This window comes from Streptomyces sp. NPDC003720, from assembly GCF_042875075.1.
GTDB lineage: Bacteria > Actinomycetota > Actinomycetes > Streptomycetales > Streptomycetaceae > Streptomyces.
On the sequence record NZ_JBIANZ010000008.1, the window covers coordinates 361,132 to 373,327 of the forward strand.

The 12,196-nt window shown below is 73.3% G+C and carries 12 protein-coding genes; 8 read left to right on the plus strand and 4 right to left on the minus strand.

Features of this window, described 5'->3' with window-relative positions; genetic code table 11:
• Positions 1-82: 82 nt before the first annotated feature.
• The gene (locus ACFYU0_RS23845) at positions 83-2,215 is read right to left on the minus strand and encodes a prolyl oligopeptidase family serine peptidase (protein WP_389304017.1); all 2,133 of its coding nucleotides are present in this window, start codon (positions 2,213-2,215) and stop codon (positions 83-85) included.
• A gap of 212 nt (positions 2,216-2,427) precedes the next feature.
• Between ACFYU0_RS23845 and ACFYU0_RS23850 the strand changes: the two genes are divergently transcribed.
• A complete protein-coding gene (locus tag ACFYU0_RS23850; RefSeq protein ID WP_020942059.1) occupies positions 2,428-2,622 on the plus strand; it encodes a hypothetical protein in 195 nt (64 codons plus the stop codon).
• Between the two features lie 37 nt (positions 2,623-2,659).
• On the opposite strand, the gene ACFYU0_RS23855 is transcribed toward ACFYU0_RS23850, so the two are convergent.
• Both ACFYU0_RS23855 and ACFYU0_RS23860 read right to left on the minus strand, forming a co-directional pair.
• The gene (locus tag ACFYU0_RS23855; RefSeq protein WP_389304019.1) at positions 2,660-2,869 is read right to left on the minus strand and encodes a DUF397 domain-containing protein; all 210 of its coding nucleotides are present in this window, start codon (positions 2,867-2,869) and stop codon (positions 2,660-2,662) included.
• Positions 2,866-3,750 carry a helix-turn-helix domain-containing protein gene (locus ACFYU0_RS23860; protein ID WP_389304131.1) on the minus strand — a complete coding sequence of 295 codons (885 nt, stop codon included), beginning with the start codon at positions 3,748-3,750 and terminating at the stop codon, positions 2,866-2,868. Before ACFYU0_RS23860 ends, ACFYU0_RS23855 begins: the two co-directional genes overlap by 4 nt.
• A 164-nt stretch (positions 3,751-3,914) precedes the next feature.
• On the opposite strand from ACFYU0_RS23860, the gene mshB reads away from it, so the two are divergent.
• The 7 genes from mshB to ACFYU0_RS23895 all read left to right on the plus strand — a co-directional run bounded on the left by mshB (position 3,915) and on the right by ACFYU0_RS23895 (position 11,291).
• Entirely contained in the window at positions 3,915-4,778 is an 864-nt protein-coding gene (gene mshB / locus ACFYU0_RS23865) for an N-acetyl-1-D-myo-inositol-2-amino-2-deoxy-alpha-D-glucopyranoside deacetylase (protein WP_389304021.1), read from the plus strand.
• Complete coding sequence (locus ACFYU0_RS23870) at positions 4,775-5,191, plus strand: DUF6113 family protein (RefSeq protein WP_351662408.1); 417 nt, start codon at positions 4,775-4,777, stop codon at positions 5,189-5,191. The genes mshB and ACFYU0_RS23870 overlap by 4 nt, the downstream gene beginning before the upstream one ends.
• A gap of 155 nt (positions 5,192-5,346) precedes the next feature.
• Positions 5,347-7,671, plus strand: a complete 2,325-nt coding sequence (locus tag ACFYU0_RS23875; RefSeq protein ID WP_389304024.1) for a hypothetical protein — start codon at positions 5,347-5,349, stop codon at positions 7,669-7,671.
• A gap of 156 nt (positions 7,672-7,827) precedes the next feature.
• Positions 7,828-8,757, plus strand: a complete 930-nt coding sequence (locus ACFYU0_RS23880; protein ID WP_389304026.1) for an ABC transporter ATP-binding protein — start codon at positions 7,828-7,830, stop codon at positions 8,755-8,757.
• The gene (locus ACFYU0_RS23885; RefSeq protein WP_351662416.1) at positions 8,754-9,494 is read left to right on the plus strand and encodes an ABC transporter permease; all 741 of its coding nucleotides are present in this window, start codon (positions 8,754-8,756) and stop codon (positions 9,492-9,494) included. The genes ACFYU0_RS23880 and ACFYU0_RS23885 overlap by 4 nt, the downstream gene beginning before the upstream one ends.
• Before the next feature lie 5 nt (positions 9,495-9,499).
• Complete coding sequence (locus ACFYU0_RS23890) at positions 9,500-10,657, plus strand: sensor histidine kinase (protein WP_389304133.1); 1,158 nt, start codon at positions 9,500-9,502, stop codon at positions 10,655-10,657.
• 19 nt (positions 10,658-10,676) lie between these two features.
• Positions 10,677-11,291 carry a response regulator transcription factor gene (locus ACFYU0_RS23895; RefSeq protein WP_351662419.1) on the plus strand — a complete coding sequence of 205 codons (615 nt, stop codon included), beginning with the start codon at positions 10,677-10,679 and terminating at the stop codon, positions 11,289-11,291.
• A 22-nt stretch (positions 11,292-11,313) separates the two neighbouring features.
• Here ACFYU0_RS23895 and ACFYU0_RS23900 read toward each other — a convergent pair whose 3' ends face one another.
• Entirely contained in the window at positions 11,314-12,180 is an 867-nt protein-coding gene (locus ACFYU0_RS23900; RefSeq protein ID WP_351662422.1) for a transglutaminase-like domain-containing protein, read from the minus strand.
• Between the last annotated feature and the right edge of the window lie 16 nt (positions 12,181-12,196).

Sequence of the window (12,196 nt, forward strand, 5' to 3'; positions counted from 1 at the left end):
CCCGCACGGCCGTACGTCGATCAGTCTCGCGCGTGCGTATATCGGCACCGCTTCCGCGAAGTTGCCTGTTCGTTAAGGCGCTTCACGCAGATTCGCCCGGCTGCGGCAGCGAACGGCGCAGGAAGTCGAGCTGCAGGCGCAGCAGGTTCTCCGCGACGGTCTCCTGCGGGGTCATGTGGGTCACCCCGGACAGCGGCAGCACCTCGTGCGGCCGGCCCGCGGCCAGCAGGGCGGAGGACAGCCGCAGGGAGTGGGCGACGACCACGTTGTCGTCCGCCAGGCCGTGGATGACCATCATCGGCCGGTGCGGCTCGGCCGCGTCGACCAGGCCCGCGTCGTCGATCAGCGAGTTGCGGCGGTACACCTCCGGCTGCTCGTCCGGCAGACCGAGGTAGCGCTCCTGGTAGTGGGTGTCGTACAGCCGCAGATCGGTGACCGGCGCGCCCACCACCGCCGCGTGGAAGACGTCCGGGCGGCGCAGCACCGCCAGCGCCGCCAGGTAGCCGCCGAAGGACCAGCCCCGGACCGCCACCCGGCCGAGGTCCAGCGGGAAGTCCCCGGCGAGCGCGTGCAGCGCGTCGACCTGGTCCTGGAGCACGACGGCCGCGAGGTCGTCCCGGATCTCCTTCTCCCACGCCGGCGAGCGGCCCGGCGTGCCCCGCCCGTCGGCCACGACCACCGCGAACCCCTGATCGGCGAACCACTGCGAGGTCAGGTGCGCGTTGTGCGCGGCGACCACCCGCTGGCCGTGCGGGCCACCGTAGGGGTCCATGAGCACGGGGAGGGGAGTGTCACCGTGGTAGTCCGTAGGCATAAGCACGGCGCACGGAATTCGGCGTGCGCCCCCCTGGGTGAGCGTCACGCGGGGGGACAAACCGGGATCTTCGGCGTGAGAGGTGACAGTGGCCGTTCGTTTTCCGTCACGCAGCACCTGGACACGGGTCCCCGGACTGTCCAGCGTCGCCGACACCAGCACCGTCACGTCCCCGGCCCGCACGGCCGTGTGCACGCCCGGCTCCTGCGACACGCGCTCCACGCCCAGCTCGTTCACCCGGTAGACATGGATCTCGCCGATCTCCGGCGCCGCGGCCTCCTCGCCCGCCGAGGCCGTGACCAGTACGTCGTCGGCCGTCACGTCGAGGACCGAACGGATGTGCAACTGCGGCCCGGTCAAAGGGCGTTCGCCCACGGTCAGCACCCGCGCGCCGCCCTCGTCCGCGATCCGGACGAGCTGCCCGGACGGGCTCCAGCAGGGCACTCCGCCGAACAGTTCCAGCCATGTTGGATCTTCGTCGGCATGCACCATCCGGGTCGCGCCGGTGTCCGGGTCCACCGCGAGGAAGAGCTGGCTGCGCTGGTCCCTGGACTGCACCAGGATCAGCGGCGCCCCCGCCTCTGACCAGTGCACTCGCGCCAGATACGGATAGCGCCCCCGGTCCCACGCGACCTCCGTGCGCCCCCCGTCGAGACCCAGGACGAAGAGCCGGACGTCCGCGTTAGGGGTCCCCGCCGCCGGGTACGCGACGTGGTTCGGGTCACGCTCCGGGTGGGCCGGGTCGGCGATCCACCAGCGCCGCACCGGCGTGTCGTCCACCCGCGCCACCAGCAGCCGGTCCGAGGCCGGAGCCCACCAGAAACCCCGGCTGCGGCTCATCTCCTCGGCCGCGATGAACTCCGCGAGCCCGTAGGTCACCTGCTCGGCCTCCGGCTCCGCCAGCGCCCGGTCGTCCTCGCCCTCGGCGCCCGTCACCCGCAGCGCGCCCCGCGCCACGTACGCGATGTGCCGTCCGTCCGGCGACGGCCGCGGATCGATCACCGGCCCCGGAACCCGCAGTTCGCGTGCGGTGCCGGCCCGCAGTTCGGCCGTGAAAAGCCGCCCTGACAAGGCGAAAGCCGCCAACTCCACGGCCGCGTCGGTGGCGTGGCCGACGATGCCGGCCCCGCCCTCCCGGCTGCGCTCCCGGCGTGCCCGCTCCTCGGGCGGAAGCTCCTCGGAGGCGCCCTGCAGCAGGGCGGCCGGATCGGCCGCCAGGCGCTCCGAGCCGTCCGCCGGGTCCAGGACCCAGAGCGAATTGGCCCGGTCGGTACCGGAGTTGGAACGAAGGAACGCGACACGCGAACCGTCGGGTGCCACCGCGAACGCACGCGGCGCGCCGAGCGTGAACCGCTGCGTGCGGGCGTGCCGACGGGGGAAGGAGTGAGCCTCGGTCGTCATACCCCGACCATATTGGCCATGCGCCCCCTTGTGCGGCCGTGCGCCGAGCGATGCGCGAGCACGGATAGTTATGATCACTACCGCTGAGTGGGTATGAACCCGCTGGCGTCCGCATGGACTTGCCGTACGGATCGACGCCCGGCATACGACCGGGTCACAACCCCCATAGTCCGAACCCCCCGCGTCCCTGGGATTTTTGGAGGTGAGCCGCCGTGGCACTCTCGATTTCGGCGGTGGTGCTGCTGGCGATCATCGTCTTCTTGCTGATCAAGAAGTCGGGACTGAAGGGCGGTCATGCGGTCATCTGCATGCTGCTCGGGTTCTACCTCGCCTCCTCCACCGTGGCCCCCACGATCAGCGAGCTGACGACCAACGTCGCCAGCATGATCGGCAGCATCAAGTTCTGAGGGCTGCCGACGCCGGACAGCGGCGGCAGCGGCCCGGTCAGCCCTCGACCGCGTACGGCACGAAGCGGGACCAGGCGGCGGGGGCGAAGGCGAGGCGCGGCCCCTCGGCGTCCTTGGAGTCACGGACGTGCACGGTGCGGGGGGCTGTCGCGATCTCCACGCAGGAGTCGCCGTCGGGGCCGCTGCTGTAGCTGCTCTTGAACCACGCCAGGTCAGAGGTTTCCCAGGTGGAAGCCTTGTGGGTCATGTCTCTCCAAGCAGTCGCTCGATGAGGGCCAGTGACTCCCCGGGCGGGAGAGCCTGGGCTCGGATCGTGCCATATCGCAGTTCGAGGATGCGTAGTTGCCTCGGACTGGAGGCCGGGCGGCCGTTGAACGCGCCGTCGGAGCGTCCCACCCCTGTCCCGTCCTCGAACTTCAGCAGCTCGATCCTGCCTCCCATGCCTGAGTGGGCCGCACTGTCCATCGGCATGACCTGGAGTGAGACGTTGTTCAACCGCCCCACGTCCAGCAGATGTTCGATTTGTTGCCTCCGCACCATTGTGCCCCCGACCCGGCGGAGGAGGACCGACTCCTCCAGGACGAAGCTGAGGAACGGCGCCGGTGACCGGTCGAAAACGGACTGCCTGGCCATGCGCGCGGCCACCCTTCGTTCCAGATCCTCCGTCGAGTAGGCGGGCAGCCAGCACTCCAGCAACGCCCGGGCGTGCTCAGGAGTCTGCAGCAGGCCCGCGATGCTGCTGCACTCGTAAACCCCGATCTCGACCGCCCGCGCCTCCATCTCCGCCAGATCCCGCACCTTCTTCGGGTACCGGACCTTCCTCACGTCCTCCTTCATGGCCGCGACGAGGCCCCCGGCGTCCAGCACCTCGTCCGCCGTGTCCAGGAACTCGGGCCGGGGGATCCGCTTGCCGGCCTCGATCTTGTAGACGAGGTCCTCGCCGTAGCCGACCGCCGCCGCGAACTCGCCGGCCCGCATCCCGGCCGCCTCCCGGCGCAGCCGCAACTGCCTCCCCACGGTGGCCACCACGGCGAGCGCCCAGTCGTCGTCCGGGTCCACCTCCCATCCCGCCTCATCGGCCTGCGCCGCACCGGCCCGGACCCGCACCGCCTCACCGTCCACCGACATCCGCGCCCCTCCGTAGTTCCAGTGACCGTGCGCGACGGCGCGATCACTCATCAAGGTAGGGGTGACCCCGCGCCGTGGGGCGCGTGAATCGGGAAAATCGTGAGATCGCCGATGGGGGAGCCGGCTTCCGGACGACGCCGCGCGACGCCTCGTAGGGTGGTCCCATGACGGAACTGCCCGACCGGCGTCTGCTGCTGGTGCACGCGCACCCGGACGACGAGTCGATCAACAACGGCGCGACCATGGCCCGGTACGCGGCCGAGGGCGCCCATGTGACCCTGGTCACCTGCACCCTCGGTGAGCGGGGCGAGGTCATCCCGCCCGAGCTGCGGCACCTGTCCGGCGCCGCGCTGGGGGCGCACCGCCGCGGCGAGCTGGCCGCGGCCCTGCGCGAGCTGGGCGTGACGGACTTCCGGCTGCTCGGCGGCGCGGGCCGCTACGGCGACTCGGGGATGATGGGCATCCCCGACAACGAGGACCCCGGCTGCTTCTGGCAGGCCGACCTGGACACCGCCGCCGGGTCGCTCGTGGAGGTGATCCTGGAGGTCCGCCCGCAGGTCCTCGTCACCTACGACGACGACGGCGGCTACGGCCACCCGGACCACATCCAGGCCCACCGCGTCGCCATGCGCGCCGTCGAGCTGGCGGCCGAGCAGGGGCACCGGATCCAGAAGGTCTACTGGAACCGCGTCCCGCGCTCCGTCGCCGAGGCCGCCTTCGCCCGCCTCCAGGACGAACTTCCCGCGCTGCCGTTCGCAAAGGGCGCCTCCCTGGCCGACGTGCCCGGAGTGGTCGACGACGAGCGGATCACCACCGCCGTCGACGGCTCCGCGCACGCCCCGGCCAAGGCCGCCGCGATGCGTGCCCACGCCACCCAGATCGAGGTGGCCGAGCCCTACTTCGCGCTCTCCAACGAGCTGGCGCAGCCGCTGTTCACCACCGAGTACTACGAGTTGGTGCGCGGTACCGCCGAGCCCGGGGAGACCGACCTGTTCGCAGGTGTCACCGGCAACGAGGAGGCGTCATGAGCACCGCAGGACGCGGTTCCGCGCTGGCCCAGCCGCTGCAGCGCCCCCCGGCCGGGCGGATGGCCGCCTACGCCGGGCTGTTCCTGCTCGGCGCGGTCGTCGGCCTCGCCGGGGCCCTGGTCCAGGGCGCCTGGTTCCCCGGCGGCCTGCTGCTCGCCCTCGCGGGCGCGGCCGGGCTCTTCCTCGGCGGCGCGTACGCGCTGCGCGGCCGGGGCGGGGCGGTGGCGCCGGTGGCCGGCTGGATCGTCGCCGTCATCCTGCTCACCGCCAGCCGCCCGGAGGGCGACTTCCTGTTCAGCGCCGGACTGGGCTCCTATCTCTTCCTGTTCGGCGGCATGGCGGTGGCTGTGATCTGCGCCACCCTTGCTCCGGGACGGCAACCCGGCGGCGGCGCTGCCCGACTTGGCAAGTGACGTACCACTTCGCCGTGCGGCGCGCGTGCGAGTCCGGTGTGCATTTCCTCGGCGGTCATGGGATACGCGCCAGAAGTGGCCAGTATGGTGGTGCGCGCCGCCGAACTGCCCGCTGAGGTCGTAACGGGCGGTGGAGCCAACCGGGAGAACCTGCCTTGAGTCGTGAAACTGACACTCCGTCCTCCGGGCCCAACGGGCGCGGCGGAGCCGCATACCCCTCCGGGACGCCTCCGTACGGAACCCCCGTCGCCTCCGAAGCCGGTGCGGACGCGGGCCGTTCGGCCGCGCAGCCGGAGGAACGCAAGACCGAGACCACGCTGACGACCCGGATCCGGATCAACATCCCCGGGTCCCGGCCCATCCCGCCGGTCGTGGTGCGCAAGCCGGTCGGCGACGCCGAGGGCGCCAAGGACGACACGGGTTCCGACCCGCGGCCGGCTCCGGCCGCCCCGGCGCCCGCCGCGGCCGAGAAGCCCGCCGAGCCCGCGCCGCAGGCCGAGGAGAAGACCAGCGACTGGTTCGCGCCCCGCAAGTCGTCCGCGCCCAAGGGCGGTCCGGGCGGCGGCGGCACGAACGGCGCCGGACTGCCCGGCGGTTCGGCGGCGCCGTCCGCACCCGCCGCACCCGCCGCACCCGCCGCACCGGCCGCACCGGCCCCGCGGCCGGCCGCCGGCCGCCCCGGCGGTGTGGTCGGCGCCATGGGCGCACCGGGCGGCTCCCGACCCGGCGGCACCAACGGCGCCGGCCTGCCCGGCGCCACCGGCGGCCCGGTGGCCCCGGGCCACGGCGGCGGCACCGGCTCCTTCGACGTGACCGAGGCGCTGGCCGCGGGCTCGCGCGGCGGCGCCCGCCCCGGCGGCGCCGACGAGCCGAGCCGCGACGACCTGCCGTTCTTCTCGGACGGCGGACAGAACGGTCCCGCCGGCGCGGCGGGCGGTGCCGGCGGACTCGGCGGCCCGGGCGGCTTCAACGGCCAGGGCGGCCGCGGACCGAAGGGCCCGGCGGGCCCGACGAGCGGACCGGTCACCGGTGACGGACCGAGGATTCCGCCGGCCGTTCCCAGGAGCGCGCTCAGCGACCTGGACCGCGATCCGGGCGAGTCCTTCGGCGGCTACGGGGACGCCGGCAGCCACGCGCTGCCCGGCGACACGGGCAGCCACCCCCGGCCGGGCGACACCGGCAGCCACCCCCGGCCCGGCGACACCGGCAGCCACTCGCTGCCCGGCGGCGCGAACGGCCAGGGCCGGCAGGGCGGCCCGCTGGCCCCCGGCGCCTTCGCCGGCCCCGGCGGCGGCCTCAGCGACGACACCGCGATCCTCACCCCGCAGAAGCCGGCCCCCGAACCGGGCACGCCCGGGTACCGCGCCGCCGGCAACGTCTCCGGGCAGACCGTCACCAGCGGCATCCCGGTCGTCCCGTCCGCCGGGAACTCGCCGTTCGGCCCCGGCGCGCCCACCGACGGACCGGTGCCGCACCAGGCGCCCAAGCTGCCCGACCCGGCCCCGCAGTCCAAGGCGCCCGCCAAGCCGAAGAAGAAGGGCCGCAGCAAGCTGGTGCTGCTCACCGTCGGCGTGGTCGTCGTCGCGGCCGGCGTCTACGGCGCCGGGCTGCTGATGAACCACACCGACGTGCCCAAGGGCACCACCGTGCTCGGCGTCGACATCGGCGGCGGCACCCGCGACGAGGCCGTCAAGAAGCTCGACGACGCCTTCGGCGGGCGCGTGAACAAGCCGCTGAAGCTGGCCGTGGGCGGCAAGACCGTGTCCATCGCGCCCGACAACGCGGGGCTGCAGTTCGACTTCGCGGCCACGGTGAGCGACGCGGCGCAGAGCGACTACAACCCGGTCTCCGTGATCGGCTCCGTGTTCGGGCAGAAGCGCGAGGTCGAGCCGGTCATGCCGGTGGACGAGGAAAAGCTGCAGGCGGCCCTCCAGCAGACCGGCGGCGGCTCCGGCTCCGTGGTCGAGGGCGGCGTCGAGTTCCGCTCCGGCAAGGCCGTCGCCGTCTACGGCAAGGAGGGCAAGGCCATCGACGCGGCCGGCTCGGCCCGGGCGGTCGCCCAGGCCTACCGCGCGCTGGTGGAGACCGATACCGCCACCCCCGTCTCCGTGCCGACCGCCACCAGGCAGCCGACGGTCACCAAGGCCGAGGTCGATCGGGAGATGAAGGAGTTCGCGGAGCCGGCGATGTCGGCCAACGTGACGGTGCGGACCGACGCCCTGCACTCGATCCAGATGAGCCCGCAGAAGTCGCTGTGGAAGTTCCTCCGGGTCGCGGCCACGCCCGACGGCAAACTCACCGACAAGCCGGACCTGGACGCCCTGAAGCAGCTCTACGGCCAGACCTTCGACGGGGTGCTCATCACCCGGGGCAACGGAAAGAAGACGCCGGTCACCCCGCAGGACGTGTACGTCGCCCTGCGCCAGGCGCTGACGAGCCGGACGAACCGGGTCGCGGTCATCGACACGAACCCGAGCTAGCCGGGCGGGAAAGGGGGGCGTCCGCGGGCCGGACGCCCCCCTTCGCCATGTCACCGGAACCCCCGTGGCGTCACCGCGACCGCATGACATCTGTCATCCGGCACCGAGGACCGCCGACACTGCCGGGCCACCGCCCCCACCGGCCAGCATGGGGACATGACAACGACAGCGGCACCGGCCACCACCACCCCGGTGGTCGGGTTCGACCAGGTGACCAAGACGTACGGGGACGTGCGGGCCGTCGACGGCCTCTCGCTCCGGCTGTACCCGGGGGAGACCGTCGCACTGCTCGGCCCGAACGGCGCCGGCAAGTCCACCACCCTCGACCTCCTGCTCGGGCTCAAGCACCCCGACGGCGGCACGGTCGGCGTGTTCGGCACCAGCCCGCGCGAGGCCATCGTCGCCGGGCGGGTCGGGGCCATGCTGCAGAGCGGCGGGCTGATGGACGAGGTCACCGTCGCCGAACTGGTGAAGCTGGCCTGCTCCCTGCACCCGAAGCCGTACAAGGCGGCCGACGTCCTCGCCCGCGCGGGCATCGCGCAGATCGCCGACCGCAAGGTAAACAAGCTCTCCGGGGGCCAGGCCCAGCGCGTCCGCTTCGCCCTCGCCACCGCCGGCGACAGCGACCTGATCGTCCTGGACGAGCCCACCACCGGCATGGACGTCTCCGCCCGCCAGGCCTTCTGGGCCACCATGCGCGAGCAGGCCGACCAGGGCCGTACGGTCCTCTTCGCCACCCACTACCTCGAAGAGGCCGACGCCATCGCCGACCGGGTGCTGGTGCTGCACCGGGGCCGGCTCCTCGCCGACGGCACCGCGGCCGAGATCAAGGCGCGCGCCGGAGCCCGCCGGATCTCCTTCGACCTGGAGGGGACCATCGACGAGGCGGCCCTGCGCGGGCTTCCGTTCCTCACGTCCTTCGACGTCTCGGGGCAGACCGTCCGCATCCAGTCGTCCGACGCCGACGCGACCGTCCACGGCCTGTACGGCCTCGGTCTCTACCCCCGCAACCTGGAGGTCGCCGGGCTCGGCCTGGAGCAGGCCTTCGTCGCCATCACGGAGGCCGAGGAGGCCAGGCAGTCATGAACTCGCTGATCAGACTGGAGCTGACCCGCTCCCTGCGGAACAAGAAGTTCCTGTTCTTCTCGGTGCTCTACCCCTCGTTCATCTACCTGATCTTCTCCAGCAGCGCCGGCTCCGGCGAGAAGGTCGGCGCGACCGGCCTGACCGTCGCCACCTACCTGATGGTCTCCATGGCGTCCTTCGGCGCCCTGACCGCCGTCCTCATGGGCAACAGCGAGCGCATCGCCAAGGAGCGCGAGAGCGGCTGGGTGCGGCAGCTCCGGCTGACCCCGCTGCCCGGTCGCGGCTACGTCCTCGCCAAGACCGCGAGCGCGGCCGTGGTGAGCCTGCCGTCCATCATCGTGGTGTTCCTCGTCGCCGCCGCCTTCAAGGACGTGCGCCTGGACGCCTGGCAGTGGCTGGCCCTCACCGGGGTCATCTGGGCGGGCAGCCTGGTCTTCGCGGCGCTCGGCGTCGCCATCGGCTACCTCGCCTCCGGGGACGCGGTCCGCCCGATCACGATGATCGTCTACTTCGGCCTGTCCATCCTCGGCGGCCTGTGGATGCCCTCCACCACCTTCCCGCGGATCCTGCAGGACATCGCCGAGTGGCTGCCGACGCACGCGTACGCTGCACTGGGGCGGGCGATCGAACAGAGCGAGGCCCCGCACACGACGGACATCGCCGTCCTCGCCGTCTACTTCGTCCTCTTCGCGGGCGGCGCGGCCTGGCTGTACCGGAAGGACACGCTGAAGGCGTGAGTGCCATGACGACCGAGGACCGCTGCCCGGAGCGGGCGACGGGGCTGGGGCAGACGCCCCGCAACCGGCGTGAGCTGCTGCGCAAGCTCGTCTGGGTCGGCGTCTGGCTGGTCTTCATGAGCTCGCCGGTCCACGACCTGGCCGCCGGCCACCACACGCCCGCCGGCACCGCGGCCGGCTGGCTCGGCCTGACCGTGTTCGCCGGGGTCTACCTGCTGCTGGTCTTCCGGAACATGGGGCGGCCGATGCGCCGGCCCCTGGTCGCCGGCCTCATCGTCGTCCTCTGCCTGCTGGCCGTCGTGCTGTGCCTCACGCTCGGCGCCGCCTGGCTCGGCCTGTTCTGCTACGTCTCCGTCGCCTGCGGGGCGGCCCTGCCGCTCCGGGCGGCCTACTGGGCGGTCCCGGCGACCGGCGCGGTGATGATGCTGGTCGGCCTGGCCACCGACCTGGAGACGGCCTGGAACCTGGTGCTGGTGGTGGTGCTCATCGGATTCGCGATGACCGGCGTCGTCCAGCTCATCCGCACCACGGTCGAGCTGCGCGAGGCCCGGGCCACCGTCGCCCATCTCGCCGCCAACGAGGAGCGGTTGCGGCTCGCCCGGGACCTGCACGACCTCCTCGGCCACTCGCTGTCCCTGATCACGCTGAAGAGCGAGCTGGCCGGCCGGATGCTGCCTGGGCACCCCGACAAGGCGGCCCAGCAGGTCGCCGACATCGAACAGGTCAGCCGCCAGGCCCTGGTGGACGTCCGGGAGGCCGTCACCGGGTACCGGCGCCCCCGGCTGTCCGCCGAGCTGGCCGGCGCCCAGGTCGCGCTGACCGCGGCCGGGGTGAGCGCCGAGCTGCCCGCCGAACCGGACCTCGCCGGCGCCGGGGAGGACAGCGAGGCGGCGCTCGCCTGGGCGCTGCGCGAGGCGGTCACCAACGTGGTCCGGCACAGCGGCGCCCGCCGCTGCGTCGTCCAGCTCCTGCACCGCCAGACCCTGGACGGCCCGATGCTCGAACTCTCCGTGGAGGACGACGGGTCCGGCGGCTCCGGCGGCGACCGGGGCAACGGCCTGACCGGCCTGACGGAGCGGCTGGAGAAGGCCGGCGGGATGCTGGAGGCCGGGCGTGCCCGGCAGGGCTTCCGGCTGGTCGCCCGTGTGCCGCTGACGCCCTGAGGGCACGTAGGATCCGGGCATGAGCAGCCCGATCAAGGTCCTCCTCGCCGAGGACCAGTCGATGGTCCGTGAGGCGCTGGCCGCCCTGCTCGGCCTCGAGGACGACATCGAGGTCGTCGCCCAGGTGGCGCGCGGCGACGAGGTGCAGGCGGCCGTCGGCGCGCACGGCGTGGACGTGGCCCTGCTCGACATCGAGATGCCCGGCTGCACCGGCATCGAGGCGGCGGCCCGGGTGCGCCGGGAGTTCCCCGACGTGAAACTCGTCGTGCTCACCACCTTCGGCCGCCCCGGCTACCTGCGCAGCGCGATGGAGGCCGGCGCCGACGCCTTCCTGGTCAAGGACGCGCCGGCCGCCCAACTCGCCGCCGCGGTGCGCAAGGTGCTCGCCGGGGAACGGGTCATCGACCCCACGCTGGCCGCCGCCGCCCTCGCGGAGGGCGCCAACCCCCTCACCGACCGCGAACGCGAGATCCTGCGCGCGGCGGCCGACGGATCCACCAACGCGGAACTCGCGGCGGCCCTGCACCTGTCCCAGGGCACGGTCCGCAACTACCTCTCCACGGCCATCCAGAAACTCGCGGTCCGCAACCGGGCGGAGGCGGTCCGCACGGCCCGTGAGAAGGGCTGGCTCTGAGACCCGGGCCGGGCCCGGCCTCCTAGTTGAGCATCGCCCGGGCGGTCCGGGCCTGGCGGCGCACCCGGTCGGCGGCCGGTTCGTCGACCACCTCGATCAGATGCGCGTACGCGTCCAGCTCCGTGGCGCCCTCCTCGAACTGGCCCCGCTGCACCAGCAGCTGACCGCGCTCGTAGCGCAGCCGGGCCGGATGCGCGGGCAGCAGCAGGCTCAGCTCCACCGCCCACAGCGCGACGTCCGACCGCTCGGGACGGGCGGAGGCCCACGCCCGGACGTTGTTGAGGATGCGCTGCACGACCTCCAGCGGGGGCGCGGGCTCCAGCATCGACGGCTGCAACGGCGCCCCGGTCGCCCCGGCCACCAGCAGCTCGGCGTCCGTACCGGTCAGCACCCGCCCGCCGTCGAACGGATCGGCCAGCACCTGCTCCCGCGCCGTCCCGAACCCGACCACGAAGTGCCCCGGAAGCGCGACCCCGTACACCGGCGCCCCGGCCCGCCGGGCGACCTCCAGCCACACCACCGACAGCAGGATCGGCAGCCCGCGCCGCCGCCGCAGCACCTCGTGCAGCAGCGAGGACTCCAGCCGCTGGTAGTCGGCGGGGACGCCGTGGAACGCCTCGCCCTCGCCCAGGAGCCGGCACACCGCCTCCGCCCACGCCCGCGGCCCGCCCGGCCGGTACGGCAGCCGCCCGGCCAGCCCGTCCAGCTCCTGCTGGGCCGCGTCGATCCCGTCCTCGCCCAGCGAGCCGTCCGCCTCCGCGCCGATCAGCAGGCACAGCGCCGACAGGTCCGGCCGCTCGGACCGGGCCTCGGCGCCGAACCGCCGCCGCAGCTCCGCCGACCGCTCCGGCGGGGGCGGGTACGGGGGCGGGAGTCGAGGGTGCCGCATGTCTGGGTCATGCCCT

Bases quoted from the DNA above. Each gene is read 5' to 3' on its own strand.
- ACFYU0_RS23845 (WP_389304017.1), bottom strand. From the start codon at position 2,215: ATGACGACCGAGGCTCACTCCTTCCCCCGTCGGCACGCCCGCACGCAG.
- ACFYU0_RS23855 (WP_389304019.1), bottom strand. From the start codon at position 2,869: ATGACCCACAAGGCTTCCACCTGGGAAACCTCTGACCTGGCGTGGTTC.
- ACFYU0_RS23860 (WP_389304131.1), bottom strand. From the start codon at position 3,750: ATGTCGGTGGACGGTGAGGCGGTGCGGGTCCGGGCCGGTGCGGCGCAG.
- mshB (WP_389304021.1), top strand. From the start codon at position 3,915: ATGACGGAACTGCCCGACCGGCGTCTGCTGCTGGTGCACGCGCACCCG.
- ACFYU0_RS23870 (WP_351662408.1), top strand. From the start codon at position 4,775: ATGAGCACCGCAGGACGCGGTTCCGCGCTGGCCCAGCCGCTGCAGCGC.
- ACFYU0_RS23880 (WP_389304026.1), top strand. From the start codon at position 7,828: ATGACAACGACAGCGGCACCGGCCACCACCACCCCGGTGGTCGGGTTC.
- ACFYU0_RS23885 (WP_351662416.1), top strand. From the start codon at position 8,754: ATGAACTCGCTGATCAGACTGGAGCTGACCCGCTCCCTGCGGAACAAG.
- ACFYU0_RS23890 (WP_389304133.1), top strand. From the start codon at position 9,500: ATGACGACCGAGGACCGCTGCCCGGAGCGGGCGACGGGGCTGGGGCAG.
- ACFYU0_RS23895 (WP_351662419.1), top strand. From the start codon at position 10,677: ATGAGCAGCCCGATCAAGGTCCTCCTCGCCGAGGACCAGTCGATGGTC.
- ACFYU0_RS23900 (WP_351662422.1), bottom strand. From the start codon at position 12,180: ATGCGGCACCCTCGACTCCCGCCCCCGTACCCGCCCCCGCCGGAGCGG.